This window comes from Deinococcus radiotolerans (assembly GCF_014647435.1).
In the GTDB taxonomy this organism is placed as follows: Bacteria; Deinococcota; Deinococci; order Deinococcales; family Deinococcaceae; genus Deinococcus; species Deinococcus radiotolerans.
In genome coordinates, this window is record NZ_BMPE01000002.1 from 1 (window position 1) to 20431 (window position 20431).

The 20431-nt window shown below is 60.0% G+C and carries 16 protein-coding genes; 11 read left to right on the forward strand and 5 right to left on the reverse strand.

Annotation, left to right across the window (positions count from 1 at the left end; genetic code table 11):
* Nucleotides 1-193: 193 nt before the first annotated feature.
* From tgt to IEY63_RS05960, 5 genes are all read left to right on the forward strand, one after another.
* On the forward strand, nt 194-1342 hold the full coding sequence (tgt, locus tag IEY63_RS05940) for a tRNA guanosine(34) transglycosylase Tgt (protein ID WP_189068094.1): 1149 nt from the start codon (nt 194-196) through the stop codon (nt 1340-1342).
* A 327-nt stretch (nt 1343-1669) separates the two neighbouring features.
* A complete protein-coding gene (locus tag IEY63_RS05945; protein WP_189068095.1) occupies nt 1670-4819 on the forward strand; it encodes an S-layer homology domain-containing protein in 3150 nt (1049 codons plus the stop codon).
* A gap of 105 nt (nt 4820-4924) precedes the next feature.
* Nucleotides 4925-5869 carry a manganese-dependent inorganic pyrophosphatase gene (locus IEY63_RS05950; RefSeq protein WP_189068096.1) on the forward strand — a complete coding sequence of 315 codons (945 nt, stop codon included), beginning with the start codon at nt 4925-4927 and terminating at the stop codon, nt 5867-5869.
* An 80-nt stretch (nt 5870-5949) separates the two neighbouring features.
* Complete coding sequence (locus IEY63_RS05955) at nt 5950-7218, forward strand: bifunctional folylpolyglutamate synthase/dihydrofolate synthase (RefSeq protein WP_229784518.1); 1269 nt, start codon at nt 5950-5952, stop codon at nt 7216-7218.
* Nucleotides 7219-7278: 60 nt separating this feature from the next.
* The gene (locus tag IEY63_RS05960; protein ID WP_189068097.1) at nt 7279-8763 is read left to right on the forward strand and encodes a carboxypeptidase M32; all 1485 of its coding nucleotides are present in this window, start codon (nt 7279-7281) and stop codon (nt 8761-8763) included.
* Nucleotides 8764-8822: 59 nt separating this feature from the next.
* Here IEY63_RS05960 and IEY63_RS05965 read toward each other — a convergent pair whose 3' ends face one another.
* Nucleotides 8823-9074 (reverse strand): hypothetical protein, encoded by a 252-nt coding sequence (locus IEY63_RS05965; RefSeq protein ID WP_046843587.1) that lies wholly within the window; start codon nt 9072-9074, stop codon nt 8823-8825.
* A 298-nt stretch (nt 9075-9372) separates the two neighbouring features.
* Between IEY63_RS05965 and IEY63_RS05970 the strand changes: the two genes are divergently transcribed.
* Nucleotides 9373-9762: a helix-turn-helix domain-containing protein gene (locus IEY63_RS05970; protein ID WP_189068098.1), complete on the forward strand. Its 390-nt coding sequence runs from the start codon at nt 9373-9375 to the stop codon at nt 9760-9762.
* A gap of 58 nt (nt 9763-9820) precedes the next feature.
* Here IEY63_RS05970 and IEY63_RS05975 read toward each other — a convergent pair whose 3' ends face one another.
* The 4 genes from IEY63_RS05975 to IEY63_RS05990 form a co-directional block, all read right to left on the reverse strand.
* Nucleotides 9821-11515 (reverse strand): polymer-forming cytoskeletal protein, encoded by a 1695-nt coding sequence (locus IEY63_RS05975; RefSeq protein WP_189068099.1) that lies wholly within the window; start codon nt 11513-11515, stop codon nt 9821-9823.
* Nucleotides 11516-11530: 15 nt separating this feature from the next.
* Nucleotides 11531-12031 carry a cyclic pyranopterin monophosphate synthase MoaC gene (moaC, locus tag IEY63_RS05980; RefSeq protein ID WP_268239645.1) on the reverse strand — a complete coding sequence of 167 codons (501 nt, stop codon included), beginning with the start codon at nt 12029-12031 and terminating at the stop codon, nt 11531-11533.
* A 1-nt stretch (nt 12032) separates the two neighbouring features.
* A complete protein-coding gene (locus tag IEY63_RS05985; RefSeq protein ID WP_189068100.1) occupies nt 12033-12638 on the reverse strand; it encodes a DUF177 domain-containing protein in 606 nt (201 codons plus the stop codon).
* 81 nt (nt 12639-12719) lie between these two features.
* The gene (locus IEY63_RS05990) at nt 12720-13778 is read right to left on the reverse strand and encodes a glucose-1-phosphate thymidylyltransferase (RefSeq protein ID WP_189068101.1); all 1059 of its coding nucleotides are present in this window, start codon (nt 13776-13778) and stop codon (nt 12720-12722) included.
* 185 nt (nt 13779-13963) lie between these two features.
* Here IEY63_RS05990 and IEY63_RS05995 point away from each other — a divergent pair, with 185 nt between their 5' ends.
* From IEY63_RS05995 to IEY63_RS06015, 5 genes are read left to right on the forward strand one after another with little or no spacing between them, the layout of a single operon-like run.
* Nucleotides 13964-15061, forward strand: coding sequence for a mannose-1-phosphate guanylyltransferase (locus IEY63_RS05995; protein ID WP_189068102.1), 1098 nt, complete (start codon nt 13964-13966; stop codon nt 15059-15061).
* Nucleotides 15058-16731 (forward strand): tyrosine-protein kinase family protein, encoded by a 1674-nt coding sequence (locus tag IEY63_RS06000; protein WP_189068103.1) that lies wholly within the window; start codon nt 15058-15060, stop codon nt 16729-16731. Before IEY63_RS05995 ends, IEY63_RS06000 begins: the two co-directional genes overlap by 4 nt.
* Before the next feature lie 48 nt (nt 16732-16779).
* Nucleotides 16780-18171: an undecaprenyl-phosphate galactose phosphotransferase WbaP gene (wbaP, locus tag IEY63_RS06005; protein ID WP_229784520.1), complete on the forward strand. Its 1392-nt coding sequence runs from the start codon at nt 16780-16782 to the stop codon at nt 18169-18171.
* 23 nt (nt 18172-18194) lie between these two features.
* The gene (locus IEY63_RS06010) at nt 18195-19619 is read left to right on the forward strand and encodes an oligosaccharide flippase family protein (RefSeq protein WP_189068105.1); all 1425 of its coding nucleotides are present in this window, start codon (nt 18195-18197) and stop codon (nt 19617-19619) included.
* Nucleotides 19616-20425, forward strand: coding sequence for a glycosyltransferase family 2 protein (locus tag IEY63_RS06015; RefSeq protein WP_189068106.1), 810 nt, complete (start codon nt 19616-19618; stop codon nt 20423-20425). The genes IEY63_RS06010 and IEY63_RS06015 overlap by 4 nt, the downstream gene beginning before the upstream one ends.
* Nucleotides 20426-20431: the final 6 nt, after the last annotated feature.

Consider the following 20431-nt stretch of genomic DNA (forward strand, 5'->3'; position numbering starts at 1 on the left):
GTCGCGAGTTCGAATCTCGTCTCCCGCTCCATGTATGGCCCCCACCCTACAGGTGGGGGCTTTTTTTGGCCTTAGATACAAGGTAGTGGTGTCAAGGTATCGCTACAGATGCTCATCTTCAGTACCTTTAAGGCCATCCATATCTCGGTCTCTTCGCCCACGTTTGTGGAACTCTCTACTGCACAATAGAGGGATGTTTGAGTTCGAGATTCAACACCGTGACGGTCGGGCCCGTGTAGCTCAGTTTCACACGCCACGTGGGACAGTCACGACGCCCATGTTCATGCCAGTGGGGACCCAGGGTACTGTCAAGGGGATCAGCCCTCAGGAACTGCTGGACATCGGTTCGCAGATGATCCTAGGGAACACCTACCACCTGATGCTGAGACCAGGAGAAGCCATGGTTGCTGCTCACGGTGGCCTACCAGGCTTCACAGCCTATCCTGGTCCCTTCCTGACGGACTCAGGCGGCTTCCAGGTCATGAGCTTGGGGCATATGCGCAAGATCACAGAGGAGGGCGTAGTGTTCAAGAGCCACCTTGATGGCAGTCTGGTGGATCTCACGCCCGAGCGCAGTATTCAGGTTCAGGAGGCACTGGGGGCCGACATCATCATGGCCTTTGACGAGTGCCCGCCATACCCGGCCGAGCGGGATTACATTCTGCGCAGCCTGGAACGCACCGAGCGCTGGTTGGCGCGCTGCCTTGCTGTGAAATCGAAGCCAGAGCAGGCACTCTTTGCAATTGTGCAGGGCGGCGTGCATGAAGACCTGAGGCAGCGCAGCCTCGAGTTGACCTTGCCTTACGAAACGCCCGGCTTCGCACTAGGCGGCCTGGCAGTGGGCGAGCCGAAGGAGGAGATGTATCCAGCGGTGGCCTTCACAGCGGAGCGTCTTCCCGAGGGCAAGCCGCGGTACCTGATGGGCGTGGGCCACCCGGAGGATCTGGTGGCGGGCGTGGCTCTGGGTGTGGACATGTTCGATTGTGTGTATCCCACACGTACGGGCCGATTCGGGTACGCCCTTACGGATGATGGACGCCTAAACATGAACTCCAGCGCGCCCCGTAAGTCCCTGGAGCCGCTGGACTTCAGCTGCGATTGTTACGCATGCCGAAACTACACGCGGGCGTACCTGGCGCACCTTGTACGCGCTGAGGAGATGCTGGGGCCGCGCATGTTGTCCTTGCACAACCTGCGCTACCTGCACCGCCTCATGGAACGCGCCCGCACAGCCATTGAGGCCGGGACATTCGCCGAGTGGGCGTCTGAGTGGGCCCAACGGTACTTCCGCGGTACGGTGCCGGCATGGTTCGAGCGCAGCTTGGCGCTGGGACGGCAATAACCAGTCCGAAAAGCCCGATTTTGACGTGCTCTGCGGAGGAAAAGCAAACTGAGCGGTCTTCGCGGAATCTTTATGGTCCCATCAGACAAGCGTCATGTACGATAAAATCGCGCTTTTAGGCCATTCTCAGGGTTGACCCGCTCTCTTTCATCCCTGTATCATCCGCCTGATCTGACACGTCTGAACCGATAGGCAAAGAATGTCAGGTTGCGCGAAGGACACCGGAACGGCGAACAGCACTGGGAGAGGAAACCCGGCAACTCGCCCCACCGTCACCTTAAGAGCCGAGAACGTGCTCCGCCGCGCGACGACCTTTTGGGGGTTCATATGAAGAAAAGCCTGCTCGTTCTCACCGCCGCGCTGTCCTTCGGCGTCGCTGCCGCTCAGACGGCACCCGCCGCACCCCAGGTGCCCGCGCTGACCGACGTCCCCGCCGGTCACTGGGCCAAGGACGCCATCGACTTGCTGGTCTCCAAGGGCATCCTCCTCGGCTACCCCGATGGCACCTTCCGCGGCACGCAGAACCTGACCCGCTACGAAGCGGCCGTCATTATCGCCCGCCTCCTCGACCAGATCAACGTCGGTGAAGTCAGCACCACCAACATCGACGAAGAGACCCTGACCGCGCTGCAGAACGCGATCCAGGAACTCGCCGCCGACCTCGCCGCCCTCGGCGTCCGCGTCAGCGACCTCGAAGAGAACGCCGTCAGCCAGGACGACTTCGCCCGCCTTGAAGAGCGCGTCGAGATGCTCGCCGCCGCCAGCGGCGACGCCGAAGCCCTCGCCGGCCTCACCAGCCAGATCGACGACCTGACCGCCCGCGCCGACGACTACGACACCCTGCGTGCCGACGTTGACGACAACGCCAGCCAGATCGCCGCTCTGAACGACCTGACCGTCCTCCTGAACCAGGACATCCTGAACCTCCAGGACCGCGTCAGCGCCGTCGAAGCCGCCCAGGCCGACCTGGTCGCCCGCGCCGACTTCGACGCCCTGAACGGCCGCGTCACCACCGTGGAAACCAAGGTCACCAACCTCGACAACCGCGTGGCCCAGCTCGAGAAGTATGCCTTCAGCATCAAGCCCACCCTCAGCGCGACCTACTACGTGGCACGCAGCGAGCGCAACATGGACTTTGACCGCCTGATCCCCGGTACCGTGTTCAGCACTGGCGTTGACGGCGACCCCGATACGGCTGACACCGCTGTTGATTGGCTCGACATGACTGGCGGTCGCATTCTGGTTGGCGACGTCAATACGACGGATGCCACTACTATTGCTGCTGCTCGTTCTAACTACTACGGCTTCAGCGGCGCAGGCAACCTGCCCAGCGGCGCCGTGTACCGCGAAGGGAACACCAGCATTAACTTCGGTATCACCTTCGGCAACAGCAGCAAGCTCGGCGCGACCACCAGCGCCAGCACCGGCGCCTACGTGCCCGGCCCTGGCGGCCTGAACGTCAACGCTGTTGACATTAACTTCGGCATCCGCGCTGGTCTTCCCACTGACGGCACCGTGAGTGCTGGCGATCTGGCCAAGTACCCCAGCGTGACCGGGACCGACGGCAACGTCTACACCCCCCTGTTCTTCTACTTCAACAACGCCACCACCAGCTTCACGGTTGGCAACACCCCCGTAACCGTCACCTTCGGCAAGAACCTGAAGTTCAAATTCGCCGATTACATCGGTGACAACGACCTCAACGGCCGCGGCGATGGATACATCGTCAATGTCGACGGCAGCAACCTGCCCGTGCTGGGCGCCTACAAGCCCACCCTGACCGGCGTGTACGGCAGCAAAGGCGGTGCCAACGGCGACGGCCTGTACTACCGCGGCATCCGTGCAACGATCACCCCCGTGGGCACCCTGAAAGCCGGCATCCACGTCCTGCAGGAAGGGGCGGACGCTTACGCTGGCGCCGTGGCTACCCAAATTGCCACTGGCGTTGCTGATAACCCCAGCACCGCCGTAAATGAGGCTGTTGCTGGCGTCGCCAACACGGTGAACAACGACGTTACGGCCTTCGGTGCGGATCTGCACGGCACTGTGGCTGGCTGGCAGTTGGACAGCGAATACGCGACCAGCCGCGTCACGAGCACCACGTACACCCCCGGTGCGACTGCAGGCTCTGCGCCTACCGTCACAGCCAACGGCACGAGGCAGGAATCTGCTTTCTATGCCAAGACCAGTGGCACCCTGGGCCCTGTCAAGGTGTATACCCTCAACTACCGCTCCGTTAGCGCGGGCTACGACGCCACCGCTGGCATCATGGAAGCCAATCCCACCGACACCACCAACGGCAGCACCGCTCCCTATGTCAATGGTCGCACGGGCTTTGGCGTCAAGGCCAAGACTACCCTGGGGCCTGTTTCTGTGGGCGGCTACTGGGACAACGGCGTTAACTACGGCGCCAGCCCCCTGAACACTGCCAACGAAACCAGCGCCATCGTGGACCGTGGCGTGACTGGCAAACTCAGCCTGTTCAACTTGGTCACTGTGCGCGGCGGCTACTACGAGTACCTGGCCGGAACCACGGCGCCTGTTGCTGCTGCATACCGTGGCCTGAACGGCGTGCGCTACAACGTCCGCGGCGACGTCAGCCTGCCCCGCGGCTTCAGCGTCGGTGCGTACTACGACCACGTGGCCATCAACGGTGCGATCGCCAACAGCGACAGTGGCCTGTTCTCCAACGGTCTGTACCATGACAGCAACGTGTTCGGCCTGAACACCAACGAGCTCGACACTGCCAGCTGCGGCGACAGCACCTGCTACACCCAGTTCGGCGTCGAGGTCAAGCACGACGGCAAGGCTGCCGACGCGCTGGTCCCTAACCTCGACCTGACCCTGGGCTACGCTGCCCGCTACCGTACCGCTGACACCGGCTACACCAACCAAGTGATCTACGGCAACGCGGCGTACAACACCAAGGTGGGCGTTGCCAACGTCAAGGTCAGCGGCGGCTTCGAGACCAGCAACTTCGGCACGAATGACCGCAACGCTGGCGTGCCCAACACCACGAGGTTCAACGGTACGGTCGACGTGAAGACCGATACCTTGAACACCGTGTTCAAGCCCAGCTTCGAGGCCTACGTGAAGGCCTACAGCAAGAGCTACGACTCCACCACGGCTGCCAGCAACTACACTGCTTCTGACGTCACCTACCGCGTGGGCGTCAAGCTGAACGAGTTCCTGCTCCCCAACACCAAACTGGCCGTGTACTACGCGGGCTACACCGGCACCAACCGCGTGTACAAGCACTTCGTGGGCGGTACCGCTGGCGGCTTCAGCGACGCCAATACGGGCTCGACCATCAGCCAGAACCTGGTGTACGTCGAAGCGAACTACTACGACCTCAGCTTCGGCTACGGCTACGGCACGATGGGCCTGAGCGCCATCAACGGCGCGACGACCGGTGCTGACGCTGCCCAGAGCGCCAAGGGCTCCGTCTTCAAGATCAACTACAAGGTCAACTTCTAAAGTTCACCAGCTGAATGAACTCCCCGCCCTGTGCGGGGGGTTCTTCTTTACTCCTTGTGCGTTCAGGTCGGGCCTCCTGAAGCGTTGAGTGGTTAGAATCGACTCATGCTTGCTGTTTTCGGCCACCTGAATCCCGATACTGATGCCATCACGGCCGCGCTGGTGTACGCCCGTTTGCTCACGCGGCAGGGTGTGGACGCGACCGCGTACCGCCTGGGGAACCTGAACTTTGAGACGGCGTTCGTGCTGCGTGAGGCAGGCATGGAGGCGCCTGCGCTGCTACCTGAACTGCCTGCCGGGTCGGCAGTGGCGCTTGTGGATCACAACGAGAGTGCGCAGTCCGTGCCGAATCTCGCGGAGCTGATGGTGACGCGCGTCGTGGATCACCACAAGCTGGGCGACCTGACGACGGCGCAGCCGCCGTACCTGCGCTTCGAGCCGGTGGGATGCACGGGGACGATCCTGCTGAAGCTGCACCGCGAGGCGGGGCTGAGCGTGGAGCCGCTGGACGCCCGGCTGATGCTCAGCGCGATCCTGAGTGACACCCTGCATTTCCGTAGTCCTACCACCACCCAGGAGGACCGGGACGCCGTGGCGTTCCTGGCGCCCGCAGCTGGTATTGAGGATGTGGAGGCGTACGCGCTGGCCATGTTCGCCGCGAAGAGCGACCTGGGGGATACGCCGGCTGACACGCTGCTGCGCATGGATTACAAGGTGTTCCCGTTCGGTGACCCGGTGGCCCCGCACAGCTGGGGCATTGGCGTGATCGAGACCACCAACCCCGGGTACGTGCTCGGGCGTCAGGCGGAACTGCTCGCGGCGATGGATCAGGCCAAGGCGCAGGACGGCCTGAGCGGCGTGCTGCTGAGCGTGGTGGACATCCTGAACGAGACGAACCGCACGCTGGTGCTGAGCGCCACGGAGGAGAAGGTACTGCGTGAGGCCTTCGGTGCGGCCGTGGACGGCCAGGTGGCGAACCTGGGTGGGCGAATCAGCCGGAAGAAGCAGATCGTGCCGACCCTAGAAGGGTACTTCGCGCCTCAGGGCTGAACACCGCGTTGCTGGAGGCCCGCTGTCCCAGGTGGAAGCGGGCCTCTGACCTGCGCCGTTCTGGCCCTATGCTGGGGCGGATGAGCGATGCGGGCGTATCGGGTGATCTGGCGTGGGTATTCGCGCGGCAGCGGTTTGGCATGCATCCTGGGCTGGGACGGGTTGAGGCGCTGCTGTCACGCCTGGGCGAGCCGCAGCGGGCGTTCCGCACGGTCCTGGTGGGCGGTACGAACGGGAAGGGGTCCACGGCAGCGTCCCTGGCGGCGATGCTCCGCGCGGGGGGTGTGCGGGCGGGTCTGTTTACCAGTCCGCACCTGACGCGGTTCACCGAGCGGTTCGTGGTGGACGGCGCAGAGCTGCCCGAGGCGGAGGTCACGGCCGCGTTGGCGCAGATGAGGCCGCTGGCAGAGGAGGTGGGCGCGTCGTTTTTCGAGGTGATCACGGCACTTGGCGCACTGCTATTCCGGCGGGCGGGGGTGCAGGTGGCCGTGATGGAGGTCGGCCTGGGGGGACGGCTGGACGCCACGAACGCCCTCGATCCGGTCCTGAGCGTCCTGACGAACGTGGGCCTGGATCACACCGAGGTGCTGGGGGATACCCATGAGGCCATCGCGCGGGAGAAGGCCGGCATCCTGCGGGCCGGGCGTCCGGCGGTGACGGGCGTGGCCCTGGACCTCCTGCCCATCCTGCGCGCTGAGGGGGCGGACCTGTGGGCACTGGGCCAGGAAGCTGAACTGCGCGTGCAGGGGCTTGGCTGGGACGGGTCGGAGGTGACCGTCGCCAGCCCATCCGGCACCGTGACGGTTCACACGCCGCTACTGGGTGCGCATGGGGCTGCGAACGCGGGGCTGGCGGCGCTGGCAGCCCTGCGCCTGGGCCTGAGTCCAGCGGCGGTGCAGGCCGGTGCGCGGGCCGTGCAGTGGCCCGGTCGGTTTGAGGTCATTCCCTGGCGGGGCACGCGCATGCTGCTGGACGGCGCGCACAATCCGGAAGGCGCGCAGGCGGTTGCGGCGGCCCTGCGGGCTCTGGGTGTAGAGGGATTGCCCGTGGTGTTCGGTGGCGCGGGCGACAAGGACCTCGCGGGCGTCGCGGCGGCCCTGCGCCCGCTGGCGTCGGCGGTGGTCCTCACTCGGGCGGTGCTGAGCCCCCGCGCCGCCGATCCGGCTGACCTGGCTGACCTCTTCCCCGGGGTGCCGCTGACCGTCACGGAGAATCCCCAGGCGGCACTGGATGCCCTGGCTGCCCTGCGCGCGCCGCAGGCCCTGGTGTGCGGCAGCCTGTATCTGCTGGGCGAGGTGCGGCCCCTGCTGCTGGGCGAGTCGGCTGAGGACCGCGAACGCTGGCAGTGACGGCTCCCGCGCCTCCGCCAGATGGCGCATCTGCCCTCAGGGCACATTACCCTGGGGTCGATGACCACCTTCACTGAACTGAGCCGCCGCCTGGGGCAGGTCAATGACCTGGGTGCCGCCGCGGGCCTGCTGTCCTGGGAGCAGGAAACCTTCATGCCGCCAGAGGCAGCCCGCGTGCGTGGCCTGCAACTGGCGACCCTGGCCGGTCTCGCGCACGACCTGTTCACCGCACCCGAGACCGGCGCACTCCTGGACGGCGTTCAGCCTGAGGGCGAGACGCAGTCGGCCATCGTGCGGGTCGCGCGGCGCGATTACGCGAAAGCCACGCGCCTGCCCGTGGCGTTCGTGGAGGAACACACCCGCGCGCAGAACGAGGCGCACCACGCCTGGGTGCACGCCCGCGAGCACAGCGACTTCGCCAGCTTCGCGCCGTACCTGGAGCGCATGATGGACCTCGCGCGGCGTCAGGCGGACCTGCGGGGCTTTGATGATCATCCCTATGACGCCCTGATTGATGACTACGAGCCCGGCATGCGCGCCACTCAGGTCAGGGCCGTATTCGCGGACCTGCGCGACCGGACGCTGCCGCTGCTGGACCGGATCCGTGCGGCCGGGGACGCTGCGGACTACAGCGTCCTGACCCGCCCATTCCCCGCTGAGGCGCAGAAGGCCTTCGCGTGGCGCGTGGCGGGCGAGGCGTTCGGCCTGACCGGCGACTTCGCCCGGCAGGACGAGAGCGCGCACCCGTTCCAGTCGAACTTCAGCCGCAGCGACATCCGCATCACGACCCGTGTGGAGGACTACTGGCCCGCGTGCCTGTTCGGCACATGGCATGAGGCCGGGCACGCCATGTACGAGCGCGGCGTGCACCAACGCTGGGAGCGCACCCCGGTGTCCGCCGGGGCGAGCCTGGGCGTGCACGAGAGCCAGTCGCGGATGTTCGAGAACCTCCTGGGCCGCAGCCTGCCGTTCTGGCAGCGCTACTTCCCGCAGCTACAGGAGGCCGCGCCGCAGGTCACGGCGGGTCTGGACGCTGCCGGGCTGTACCGCGCCGTGAACCGCGTACAGCCCAGCCTGATTCGCGTGGAGGCCGACGAAGTCACGTACAACTTCCACGTGATGCTGCGCTTTGAACTGGAACTCGCGCTGCTGGAAGGGAGCCTCAGCGTGCGCGACCTGCCAGAGGCCTGGAACGAGAAGATGCAGGCGTACCTGGGCCTCACGCCGCCGGACGACGCGTCGGGTGTGCTTCAGGACATTCACTGGTCGGCGGGTCTGATCGGGTACTTCCCGACGTACACGCTGGGGAATCTCCTGAGCGTGCAGCTGCTGGAGGCCGCCCGACAGGATGCCGACGTCGCCTCGGGGATTGACCGTGCTGAATATGGTCCCCTACGCGCGTGGCTCGTCGAGCGGGTGCACCAGCATGGCCGCAGCCTCACCCCGGCCGAGCTGACTGTCCAGGCCACCGGGCGGCCCCTGAGCGCCGACCCGTACGTGGCGTACCTGACCCGCAAGTACGGCGAGATCTACAACCTGGGTTGAGGCAGCAACGGAAGCGCCCCGGCCAGCAGAAGGTCGGGGCGCTTCTCGTCTGACGTGTCCTATACGGCTTGGCGGCGCTGGGCGTTCGTGACCAGGTACGCGCGGGCGGAGTTCAGCCAGGTCTGCGCGAGGTCACTGTGGGGGTGCTGGCGTTCGCGCAGGGCCTGGACACTGAGGTTCAGCTGGCGCTCGACGCGGCGGACGGCGCCCAGGCCGCCCTCGTTCTCGACCTCGATCAGGGTGTTCAGGAGGGTGGTGGGGTGGGCGTAGCCGACGCGGATGCTTTCAGCGATGGTGTCCAGGGCGCGCATGGGGGGACTCCTTCCCGCCCACGGTGGGCGGCGAGGCGAGCAGGGTGAAATTCTGCTGTGGGCGAATCCTTCTTGTGATTACGATCTTAGCAGAGGGGATCGTGAAGGGCAAGAAGGGTTAATCCTTATTCTGTCTTGACCGTAGCGGGGGGCGGTGTTACACTCCAACCAAGGCTCCCGTATTCTGCCCACAGGCAAACCCTGCGGCAGGAACACCCAGCCCCAGGCGGCACGCGCCCCCAGCCCCCATACGGGCTGGACCCGGCGTGAGGCCACGCCGCAGCCGAGGAGGTGAAACATGAAACTGCACGAAAGACTCCGCGAACTGCGCAGCGAACGCGGGCTGCGGCTCAAAGACGTCGCCGAGACCGCCGGGATCAGCGTCCCGTACCTCAGTGACCTCGAACGCGGCCGCACCAACCCCAGCCTGGAAACCCTCCAGACCCTGGCCGGCGCGTACGCCATCACCGTTCACGACCTGCTCGAAGGGGTCGAGTTCTACGGTGCGTCCACCGAGGGCGCGCTCCCCAAAGGCCTCGCCGACTTAGTCGCCGACGCCACCCTGGGCCCGCAGATCACGCCCGACTGGGTCCGCACCCTGTCCCGCATCGAACTGCGCGGTAAACGTCCCCGCGACAAGCAGGACTGGTACGAGATCTACCTGCACCTCAAACGCATCCTGAACTGACGTTCAGTGCCAATAACCCCCACCAGTGACGGTGGGGGCTTCTTGTTCCATTCATCTCTTAGGCGGTCTGAAGCTCCGGACTCCCCGCGGAGCGGCTCAGCAGCAGCGTACCCGCCCCCCAGGTGCCGCCCACCAGCGCCAGAGCAAACGCCAGGGGCGGCAGACTCAGACTGGCCGCCACGGCACTTAGGCCCACCAGGGCGCCCACCGCGTCCGGCACCGGCAGGTGCGCGCGGTACGCCAGCGTGCGCCCCGCGTCATAGGCACTGACACTGAGGCCCACAGCAATCAGCAGAACCGCCAGCGCCGCCGCCAGCAGGGCTGGACCCAGCAGCCCCGCCAGCGCCAACCCACCCGCCGGACCCAGCAGCGCCGCCAGCGACAGGACCCCCAGCGCCAGCGTCCGCACCGGCGCGTGGCGCTGCCGCCGCGCCAGCAGCGGCGCGAGCCCCGACACGAACAGCAGCAGCAGCGCCCCACCAGTCAGCCCGACAAACACCTGCGGCCACGCCGCGCCGCCCAGCCAGCCCAGCACTGGGCGGAAGGCCGCTGCGGTCACCGCACCCAGGCCACTGGGTGCCTGAATCTGCCTCGCCGCGCCGTCACCAGGCACCTGCCCCAGCAGCGCCGTGACATTCCCACCTACCGTCGCGCCCGCCTCACGGCGGATGTCGCCCAGCAGCGTCACGACCTCACCCTGAACCCGGGCGTCGGAGGCCAGCCGCACATTCCCACCCGCCGCGATTACGTTGCCGGGCACCGTGCCGTGCACAACCACGTCCCGTCCGAAGGTGACACTGCCGTGCGTGACCACCCCGTACAGCGCCGGCAGGGTCAGCGCGGCACTCACGGCAAACGCCAGCCCCCCGAACCGCTGGGCCACCGGTGCGGGCCGCCAGGTGACGGCCGCACTGGTCAGCAGCAGCAGCAGCAGGCCCACGCCCGCCAGGGGCGACACCTGCGCGAGCAGGGTCTGCAGGACCAGCGCGCCCGCCGCGAGGTTTGGCCAGGCGCTGGACACAGCCAGCACCGTCAGCGCGACAAGCAGGGACACCACCATGATCAGGGGCGCCGGATTGCGCGGCCGGTTGCCAATCAGCGCTGCCGCCGCGGCCGGGGCGGGCGACAGCAGATCCGGCGGCGTGTGCCGCACCCGGCTCGCCACCGCAGCCGCGACGCTGCCGGGCAGTTTGGGCGTGGGCGGCGCGCCCTGTGCCAGAGCCTCCTGCAGGCGCAGGTCCTGCACGACAGCCGCCGCCACGCTGCGCGGCAGGGGCGGCGCCGTCAGCTGCGCCCCCAGGCGGACCTCACGCGCGGTGGCGGCCGCCACGCTCCGGGGCAGCTCGGGCATCCGGGCCAGGGCCTGATCGAGGCGCACGTCCCGCACGACGGCCGCCGCCACGCTGCGGGGCGGGGACGAAGGGAGGAAGGCCGCTGACCCGGCCAGCTGCGTGTCCAGCGCGACCTCAGCCGCCACGGCCGCCGCCACCGAGCCCGGCAGGGCAGGGGAGACCAGCCGGGCCGAGATGAACACCTCGCGCGCCACGGCCGCCGCCACACTGCCCGGCGGACCCGGCGCCGCGCGCAGGGCCAGCGGCACCCGCGCCAGCCGCGCCCGCTGCCACTGCACCTCCTGCGGCGGCAGGGCGCGCAGCCGCTCGGCCTCGGCAGGGGTCAGTTCACCGTCCGCCTCGCGGTGCAGCAGCTCCAGCCACGCCCGCCCATCCCCTGGTTGAAGAGTCTCCACGCCCATACGGTCTCTCTACGGTCAACCTTCGCCAGAAGTTCCCGGGGCCACGCGGTCATCCGCCGTGTAGTCCCCGCTCTTCCCACCAGACTTCCCCAGCAGGCGAATGCCCGTCACCTCAATGGCCTTGCTGGCCGCCTTGAGCATGTCGTACACGTTCAGCGCCGCCACCGTCACGGCCGTCAGGGCCTCCATCTCCACGCCAGTCGGCGCGGTCGTCCGCACCCGCGCCCACACGTACACGCCCGCGGTCTCCACCGTCACGCGCACCTCCGCGCCCGACACCGGAACCGGATGACACAGCGTGACCAGGTCCGCCGTGCGCTTGCAGCCCGCCAGTCCCGCCAGTCGCGCCACCGTCAGCGGATCACCCTTCGGATTCGTACCCGCCTCCAGCGCCGCTCGGGCCTCCGGGGGCAGCAGCACCCAGGCTTCCGCCGTGGCCTCCCGGGCCGTGCTGGCCTTCTCCGAAACGTCCACCATGCGCGGCAGACCGTCCCGGAAGTGCGTGAGCTCCGGCACGTCAGTCCTCCGGAAGCTTCAGGTCCGCCAGCGACGCGAACGGATTCTGCTTCGCATGCAGCGAACCCGCCGGGGTGCCCAGCTCATCGTCGATCTCCTCGACCGGCACCTGCGCCATGTGCTCGCACGGCCCCTCGTTCAGGTCATGACCACACACCTGACACAGCCCCTTACAGGCCTCGTCATGCAGCACGCTCAGCGGCGCGCTCAGCAGCGTCGTCTCCGCCAGGTACGCACTCAGGTCCAGGTTTGGATCGCCGAACACCAGCACCTCCTCACCGGTATCGGCCTCCTCCAGGTACGGCTCGGCCGCCGAGGGCTCGTAGCGCATCAGCGTACCTAACTGCACGTCTACAGGCACCTCCACGTCGCGCAGGCAGCGGGCGCACTCCATGATCAGCACCGGCTCGAAGGAGCCCTGTAGATACATCTCCGAGCCGCCCAGCGTGTTCACCGACACCTCGAAGGGCGCCGGGGAGGCAAAGCGCAGGGTGTGCAGCTGCCCGCCCTGCTCGTACTGGAGGTGATCAAGGTGCCCTTCTGCCTGCGCGTCATCCAGCGTGGACCGCATCAGCGCACCCAGGTGAATCCGAGGTGAATCCGTCATGCCCCCATCATAGGCCCGCCCGGCTGACAGAACCCTGCCCCGCACCGCAAAACGCCTGGCAGGGCAGCCAGTGCACGAGGGTCAGGCCAGTTCCACGAGGCTTGCGTCACTGATCGTGAGTTTGTGCGTACGAGGCAGAGTGCGTCCTCCGCGTACCTGGGCCCGCACGCCGATCAGGCAGTCCTGAAGGCGAGTACTGACCTGCTCGATCTGCGCCCCCTCGTCCACCACGCTGTGCTCCACCTCAGCGCCACGCACCACCGAATTCGCACCGATACTCGTGAACGGCCCGATATAGGCATCCTCAATCAGCACGCCCTCGCCGAGCATGACCGGACCAACGATCTTGCTGCGCACGACCCGGGCAGACGCTGGAATGACGACCCGCCCGGACAGATGCGACTCGGTGACCTCCCCCTGAATGTCTTCCTCCAGCTGCTCCAGCAGCAGCCGGTTGGCATCCAGCAGGTCGGCCGGACGACCCGTGTCCTTCCACCAGCCCTGCACAGCCTGCCCCTGAACGTGTAAGCCCGCGTCAATCAGCCGCTGGATACCGTCTGTGATCTCATACTCCCCACGCGCGGAGGGCGGCATGCCGTCCAGCATGTCGAAGATGTCAGGCGTGAAACAGTACAGGCCCGCCACCGCCAGATTGCTGGACGGATCCTTGGGTTTCTCGATGAGGCGGGTGATGCGGGTGCCATCAAGTTGCGCCACACCGAAGGCAGTAGGGTCAGGAACCTCCACAAGCGCAATCAGGGCACTGGGACGATCATGCAGGAACGCCCGGATGAATGGGGCCGCGCCGTGCTCGAAGAGGTTATCTCCCAGGTACACGCAGAAATCATCCTGCCCTACCCAGTCCCGCGCCGTGAGCACCGCGTGCCCCAGCCCCAGCTGCTCATGCTGGTTGATCAAGGTAACCGACGCCCCAGGCGTGCCCTCTATTGCATGCTGAATCTCCGAGCGTGTGATGTCCGACACCACAATGCCAATCTCTGTAATACCTGCCTGCACCAGCGTTTGGATTGCGTGCCCGATGATTGGCCTCCCCGCCACACGCAGGACTGGCTTGGGGCGTGTATACGTCAGGGGACGCAGGCGCGTGCCGAGCCCGGCCGCAGGAATAATTGCTTTCACGCAATCAGTGTATGCGGGAACATACTCTCATCTACCTGACTTCACCTTTAGCTGTCAGCGGCCATGCGGACAACACGTGCTGAGTTGTACGGCTTGCTTTATCATCAGCTGATGCTGCACCCTGCCCGTTCTCGCCTAAGCAATGAGGGAGTGGCGCACCCTAGAGCCACAGGTTTTCTGCGCCGATGACTACTTTAGAGCAACACGTTTTCGTTCCGGTGATTCTCGCTGGGGGGAGTGGTGAACGGTTCTGGCCTCTTTCACGTAAGCACCGGCCAAAGCAGTTCCTGCACTTGGATGACTCGGGTAGAAGCTTACTGCAGGCAACGGCGGATCGGCTGGCAGCATGCACAGACCATGCGCAGGTGATGGTCGTTACTGGACATGACCATCGGTTGCAGGTACTGGAGCAGTTGCCTGAGCTGGCGCTTGAAAACCTCCTGATTGAACCGGCTCCGCGTGATACGGCCGCAGCGATCCTGTACGCGGCTTTGAGAATCGCTGCGGTAAGCCCGGACGCCGTCATGGGTGTCTTCCCCGCGGACCATAGAGTGGCTGACACCCGGACATTTACAGAAGTGATTGGGCAAGCCGTGCGCCTTGCGCAGGAGGCGCAGCATCTGGTCACTATTGGTATTACCCCCAATTTTCCCGCCACAGGCTACGGGTATATACAGCGGGGGGCTGCACTCGAAAACTCTGCAGGGTTGCCGGCTTACCGAGTCACACGCTTCACCGAAAAGCCAGATGCGGAAACGGCACAGGCTTTTCTAAACACCGGTCTCTACAGCTGGAATAGTGGAATATTCGTATGGGGTGTCAGCGCTATCCTGAAAGCATTTGAGCAATATCAGCCAGAGTTATACCAGCGACTGACTGCAGCACTCCAGACTCACGGTCCCTTCAACGCCCAGCTTGCTCAGATTTTTCCTACGCTGCCGAAGACGAGTATCGATTACGCCATCTTGGAAAAAGCTGACAATGTAGTCGTTATCCCGGCTGAGTTCGGTTGGGATGATCTTGGTGACTGGAACGCATTGGAACGTCTTCTCAAGGGTGAAGGCGAAAATGTGGCTGTGGGCCGTCATGTCGGTCTTGATACGGGTGGGGCCATACTCTATACGACGAGCGGCGATGATCTGATTGCCACTATTGGACTGGAGGACGTCGTGGTGGTCCGCGCAGGGGAAGTGACTCTTGTGGTTCGTAAGGACCGCACGCAAGACATCAAGAAAGTTGTACAACAATTGAAGAGCCAACCCGAACTGGAGCGATTCGCATGACCAATTATCCTTCACTGGAACAACAGCGTCCGCCGCAAGAGCATATTGGAAAGGGTGAACAAGAGATAGAGCTTGCGGCCCTCTGGAGCGGAGTGCGTAGACGGCTACCCATGATCCTCCTAAGTTCCGCAGCTGTGTCAGCTGCTGCGTTTCTCTGGTCACGCTCACAATCAGACGTATTTGAAGCGTCCTCCAGTCTGGTTACAACTGGGAACAACATGAGTGCAGGTGGACTGCGAGACAACGTTGTAACTGCGCCTCCTCTCCCGGAAGGTGCTCTACAAGAGGCGCTCAATGGGCCGATTGTTCTTGAGAGAATTATTGCTGAGCTGCGCGCGAAGGATACATTACCAAATGAGCTGAGATCTCAACTGGCTGATACTCTGCAGCGCGAGTTGCAGCTCCGAAGTGTCAAAACACTCCAGCTCCAAAACCAATTGGACTTTAACGGCAATGGAATTTACTCCATTATGGCGCGCGCCGGAACGCCAGCTGCTGCCAAGTACTTGGCCGACTTGACGGCGAGCAGTCTGTTGGAATGGGACCGAGGGCGTGCGCTGAGTGGCATAGACCGGGCTATGCAGAGTCTGGAAGCTCAGCTTGTTGAAATTGATCGCCAGCTGTCAGAGGGTGGGCAGAGTGATCTAGAGCGACAAACATTGGTGGCTTCCCGCTCCAGCCTCCAGCGGGCCTTGGCGCAAGCAGATATTCAGGCTAAAGGCGCAACCGGCTCTTTGGAGCTGGTGTCGCCTGCGGTTGAGCCCCTTGAACGTGTGGCGCCGAAACCCACACGGAACGCCATCCTCACTGGATTATTGACGCTCTTGCTGGGCGTTAGCGTTGCAGCTCTACGGACTTTGACGGACCGGACAGCCCGCACGGAGGACGACCTCCTGAACTTCGGTTTGCCGACTCTTGGTAGTGTGCCCAAGATTCGCCGCCGCGACGTCGTATTCGGTGGAATTGTCCGTGCTGCCCGTCAAGCTGGACTCTATGAGGCGCTCGGCTTTCTGCGGGTGAATCTCCTGACCCGTCTAGGTGCGCCTAGCGGACAGAGGGTCATGATTTCCTCCACGGCTCCAGGTGAAGGTAAGAGCAGCCTAACCGCTACCCTGGCCGATACTTTGGCCAGTAGTGGGCTTCGAGTCCTCATCATTGACGCTGACATGCGTAGAGGAACTCAGCAGGATGTCTGGGAGAAATACGAAACCGGTCGAACTTGGAAGCAGTTGGTTGGTGAGGGTGGGGCCCGCACTTTGCAAGACGCTCTGAAAGCGCCGGAAAATGTACAGGTCATTGAAGCTGAGCCTGGCGTCCACGTTCTTCCGGCTGGTCCTGGCATACAAGACAGCATGGGACTGCTTAATCGTGCACCTTTGGCTGATGTGTTCAAGAGCTGGAGTCAGAATTACGATCTTATGCTGATCGATAGTCCGCCCCTTCTAGCCCTAGCTGACGGTTTGGTCTTAGGGCGTCATGTGGATCAAGTGCTGATTGTAGTGGAAGAGGGTCGGACGAGCCTGAATGCAGTGAAGCAGACTCTCCGCCGCGCTCGGAATGCCAATCTGCCAATCTTAGGTTTCATCTTGAATAAAGTTTCTGCAAGCTCGCAGGAGTCGCAGGGATACGGGTACGGTTACTCATACGGTCCTCGAAAAAGAGGAGCTTGATACATGGGTGTGCTGAATCCACCATCGGGTCTTAGAGGGAAGGCCGCTATGTTACTGCCGACGTTAAGTGGTTTGCCGCAAGGCATCGCATTGATTGTCGGTGATGCCGTAAGTCTGCTTTTTATATATGAGTCTCTGCGAATCTTATTATCCGAGCAGTTTTTTCTGGGACAGGGGCCCCGTGCTACATTGGTCTGGGGTGCTCTATGGATTTCCTGGCGTGCGTATCAAGGTCTTTATCCTGGCTATGGCAGATCTCCTCAAAAAGAGTTGCGCTTACATGTCGTAGGGACGATTCAGGTTGTTGCTGTGCAGCTTGCGGCGAGTCTGGCCTTGCAGAGACTGATGCCAAATATAGGTGCCATCATTTTAATTTGGACGCTACTACTTATCCTCAGTTTGTTCGTACGATACGGATTTCGAGCATTACTGATACGTGCTGGACAATATGGTCGGCCCATTAGTGTGATCGGTGCCGGACAAACTGCATTAGTTGCCATTCATCACTTACGCACTCATCCTGCTTACGGACTTAACCCTGTTGTTGCTTACGACGATAACGAAACATTACACGGTACGGCGCTTTTTGGCGTTCCAATTGTGGGATCGATTGAGCAGGCCATTACTGATCCCCGTACAGAACAGGCATTGGTTTCTATTCCTGGAGCGCGCGCAGAAACGCAACAGAGAATTATTAATGGTACTTATGCGGCTTTTCCACATACTTGGGTGATTCCTGATTTATTTGGCATTCCGAATCAGGCTCTACAGCCTCACAACATCGGGAGCGTTGCTACCCTAGAGGTGCGCAATAATCTACGTAGCGTTCAGGCGAGATTTGTAAAGCGAACTATTGACCTTTTTGGATCGATCTTCGGTGGTCTGATGGTTTTGCCCTTATTGATGATTATTGCGCTTGCTATTAAGATTGATAGTCCCGGTCCAGCTGTGTATCGTGCTCGTCGAATTGGAAGAAATGGTAAAATGTTTGACTGTTTTAAATTCCGTAGTATGCATCGTGATGCAGAGGATAAGTTAAAGATTGTATTAGAAGAAAATCCAAATCTAAGGTCTGAGTTTGAAGCAACCCATAAACTTAGAAATGATCCGCGGGTTACACGTGTCGGTGCATTTTTACGTAAAACGAGCCTCGACGAGCTTCCACAGCTGGCGAATGTCTTTCTTGGAACGATGAGTCTTGTCGGGCCAAGGCCAATAGTACAGGGAGAAGTTTCTAAGTACGGTGACATTTATGCCGTGTATAAACAAATTCGACCTGGTATGACTGGTTACTGGCAGGCTAATGGAAGGAGTGATACGAGTTACGATGAAAGGGTAGGTATGGATAATTTTTATATCACTAATTGGACGCCCTGGTTGGATATCGTAGTTTTGATTCAAACAGTTAAAGTGGTTATAGCTGGCAAAGGCGCTTATTAGATGCTGCGTACAATTGAGGAATTATGAGAAATGCCATGCTTTACTATAAGCAAATTTCTAACCCAATATTCCTTATGATTTTTAGACAGGGAATTATTCAATTATTAAATATTTTTATGACAATTTTTATGGCACGAAGCTTAAATGTGAGTGAATATGGTTATTATGTGGCGATTTTGTTTACATTATCTTTGTGTGTGATTTTTTCTGGAAGCTATTTGGTGTCAGGTATAATAAAAACAGATAGTAAATTTGACTACCGCTCATTTGCGAGTTTCAATCATTTAATTGTTATATCGATTGCAGCTTTAGTGGCCATTATGCTGACCATTTCATTTTTAATATTTAGATTTGATGAGAGAATATTATTTATAATAATTATTGGAATATTGTCTATCTATATTGGTTCTTTCCAGGCAGTCCCTACCGCATTAATGGAAAAAAGTATACAATTTAGTAACATCGCCATTATTGAGATTTTGCAAGCTTTGGTTTTTGCTGCGACCGCTATTCTATTGGTAATTAATAAATTGGAGATTTATCTTCCCCTTTCTCTCTTGATAAGATCGATTTTGGGCGCCTTGGTATCTCAATTTATCTACCCCTCGTTGCCTAGGATTTCAAGATTAGATCGTAAATTATGGGGATTATTCTATTTTGGGATAAGAAATCAGTCGTCTCAATTAATTTCTATTTCAAAAGATAGTTTGATGCCTATAATAATAGGCAGTAGGTTTGGTTCTTCTATGTACGGACAGATGAGTTGGGCACAAACTGCTGCGACTTATCCGGCAATGTTCATGGCGATCTTGCAGAGGTATTATTTTCCTATTTTTAGTTCTATGAATGATGAGCATGATAAATCTCATAACTTTAGAGAGATTCTATGGCTTAACAATATTATTATTGCTCCGATTTCTCTAATCTTACTTGTTTTCTCAAAGAGTATTGTCTTAAATATCTTTGGTGATCAGTGGCTGGCATCAATGAATGCCTTTTATATCTTTTGGGTGGCTAATTTGTTCATAGCATCATCAGTACCTTGCATGTCTTATCTCATGGCCAGTGGACGTGATGAACTTCAAATCAAGTTCGCTGTTTTATGGGCTATCTTGAGCTGGGTCGTAGGTCTAATTCTAATACAATATATGGGACCAATCGGTTTTGCAATAACGAACTTAGTTATCCAGCTAACAAACATATTCCTATTCCTTATAGTACGAGGTAAAATTCGCGGCAATTTCTTTAGAACAATAGGCTCTGCTTGGCTAACTGCGGTTCCTCTGCTTGCCTTCGCTGTGATACTTAATTTTTGCTTCTCCTCATTGGAATTAGTGCCCTTATTGTTGATACTCTTTATTTTATTAATTACCCATGTTATATTTATAACTTTTACCTGTAGGACTAGAATACGTAAAGTTCTCAATCTTCTCAGGGGTAAGCAATGATATCTGTTGTTATAATCGCTAAAAATGAGGCAGAGCGGATTGAATCATGTTTGAAGTCAGCTTTAGCTATAAGTAGTGATGTTATCGTAGTAGATATGCAGAGTGTTGACGGTACTATTGAAGTCTGTGCGAAAATGGGTGCAAGAGTTTATAGTGTGAAGGATTACGGATATGCAGACCCCGCTAGAGAGTATGCCATTAGCAAATCATATTCGGAGTGGGTTCTGATTTTGGACGCTGATGAAGTTGTAAGTCCACTACTTGGAATTGAAATTTTGCATACCATTAGTTCGTATAGATACGATGTTATTGAGCTGCCCTATCAAAATTATATGATGGGGCGTAAGATTACTGCTTCTGGCTGGGGCCCAGAACAAGATTATCATATTAGGTTGTTTAAAAAAGACGCTATGCATGTTTCAGGTGAAGTGCATAAATTCTTTCAGCCAAAAGCTAATGCTATAGTGGGCAGAATAAAATCTAGTGATGGGGTTTGTATAATGCACTTTAGCTATGATGACCTTTCACATTTTATTTCTAAAATAGATCGCTATACTAATCTTGAATCTTTGAAAGAAAATCGCGAAAATTCAATTAAGGAATTCATTTCTATTATTTTAGAGTTTCCCAATAGATTTTTGAGAAAATCGGGCTGGCGTGATGGTAAAGTTGGCTTCGATATTGCTCTCTTAATGACAGTATATAAATATTTAGTTTTTTCAAAAAAATATGATCGAAAGCACGGAAAGACTCTTGCAGAAAATCGTAATTGGTACCAGTCAATTAAAGAAAAGGCTTTATTTTGAGGAGCT

Excerpts from the sequence above, each read along its gene's own strand:
- IEY63_RS05970 (WP_189068098.1), top strand. The coding sequence starts at position 9,373 with ATGAAACTGCACGAAAGACTCCGCGAACTGCGCAGCGAACGCGGGCTG.
- wbaP (WP_229784520.1), top strand. The coding sequence starts at position 16,780 with ATGTTACTGCCGACGTTAAGTGGTTTGCCGCAAGGCATCGCATTGATT.
- IEY63_RS05995 (WP_189068102.1), top strand. The coding sequence starts at position 13,964 with ATGACTACTTTAGAGCAACACGTTTTCGTTCCGGTGATTCTCGCTGGG.
- IEY63_RS05955 (WP_229784518.1), top strand. The coding sequence starts at position 5,950 with ATGAGCGATGCGGGCGTATCGGGTGATCTGGCGTGGGTATTCGCGCGG.
- IEY63_RS05945 (WP_189068095.1), top strand. The coding sequence starts at position 1,670 with ATGAAGAAAAGCCTGCTCGTTCTCACCGCCGCGCTGTCCTTCGGCGTC.
- IEY63_RS06015 (WP_189068106.1), top strand. The coding sequence starts at position 19,616 with ATGATATCTGTTGTTATAATCGCTAAAAATGAGGCAGAGCGGATTGAA.
- tgt (WP_189068094.1), top strand. The coding sequence starts at position 194 with ATGTTTGAGTTCGAGATTCAACACCGTGACGGTCGGGCCCGTGTAGCT.
- IEY63_RS05985 (WP_189068100.1), bottom strand. The coding sequence starts at position 12,638 with ATGACGGATTCACCTCGGATTCACCTGGGTGCGCTGATGCGGTCCACG.
- IEY63_RS06000 (WP_189068103.1), top strand. The coding sequence starts at position 15,058 with ATGACCAATTATCCTTCACTGGAACAACAGCGTCCGCCGCAAGAGCAT.
- IEY63_RS05965 (WP_046843587.1), bottom strand. The coding sequence starts at position 9,074 with ATGCGCGCCCTGGACACCATCGCTGAAAGCATCCGCGTCGGCTACGCC.
- IEY63_RS05975 (WP_189068099.1), bottom strand. The coding sequence starts at position 11,515 with ATGGGCGTGGAGACTCTTCAACCAGGGGATGGGCGGGCGTGGCTGGAG.
- IEY63_RS05960 (WP_189068097.1), top strand. The coding sequence starts at position 7,279 with ATGACCACCTTCACTGAACTGAGCCGCCGCCTGGGGCAGGTCAATGAC.
- IEY63_RS06010 (WP_189068105.1), top strand. The coding sequence starts at position 18,195 with ATGAGAAATGCCATGCTTTACTATAAGCAAATTTCTAACCCAATATTC.
- IEY63_RS05950 (WP_189068096.1), top strand. The coding sequence starts at position 4,925 with ATGCTTGCTGTTTTCGGCCACCTGAATCCCGATACTGATGCCATCACG.